This is a genomic window from Oleiphilus sp. HI0128, from assembly GCF_001635365.1.
This window is the reverse complement of sequence record NZ_LWGG01000084.1, coordinates 1-760: the sequence shown is the minus strand read 5'-3', so window position 1 is coordinate 760 and position 760 is coordinate 1. Positions and strand designations below refer to the sequence as shown.

Genomic DNA, 760 nt, shown 5'->3' with positions numbered 1-760 from the left:
GTCAGAGTAGTCGATACAGCTCAATGGGTCATGCCGGACCGTTGGAGCGAGGATGCTCGGGCCGGATATCAGTTCATTATTAGACTGGGTGGAAATAATTGGGGCTTAGCTTGCGACTCAGTTCACGAATCCATTCAGCTTGAACCTGATATGGTTAAATGGCGCAGTGAGCGTACGAGTCGAGCGTGGTTATCTGGTACGGTGATAGGGCATATGTGTGCTTTACTCGACGCAGACGTAATGAGCTTGATGCTAGAAGAGAAAGCTTCTGGCAATGGAAGCTCAATTTCTTGATAATTGTGTCACTATTTTCTGGCATAGATTGTGCGATGCTCTATATTTAGAAGATGATCTGTTAAGTTTTTGACGTGAGAGAGTAAAGCTTTGAAAACTTGGCGCGAATTATTGTCTTTTAGGAAATAGGTAAGGGGTCAACTAATGACATCAAACACTGGGCACAGTAGCCATGCTGCTGAAGATCCGATTCTGCAAAACGTCACTTTTCGCTTAGCAGACGAGACGTATGGTATTAACGTAATGCAGATTCAGGAAGTATTACGTTATACTGAAATTGCCCCCGTGCCAGGCGCACCTAACTATGTGTTGGGTATTATCAATCTGCGCGGTAATGTAGTAACGGTTATCGATACACGGGCTCGATTTGGTTTACCTAGTGCCGATGTAACTGACCATTCTCGTATCGTTGTTCTTGAAATTGATGGGCAGGTTATTGGTATTCTGGTCGACTCGGTTGCAGAGG

Annotated in this window: 2 protein-coding genes; both read left to right on the top strand. The window is 44.9% G+C overall.

Annotated features, from left to right (window positions below; all coding sequences use genetic code 11):
* A partial coding sequence (locus tag A3763_RS01075) for a chemotaxis protein CheW (protein WP_197482665.1) occupies positions 1-294 on the top strand: 294 nt, incomplete at its 5' end.
* A gap of 144 nt (positions 295-438) precedes the next feature.
* Positions 439-760: chemotaxis protein CheW (locus tag A3763_RS01070; protein ID WP_068759823.1), on the top strand; the 322-nt coding region annotated here is incomplete at its 3' end.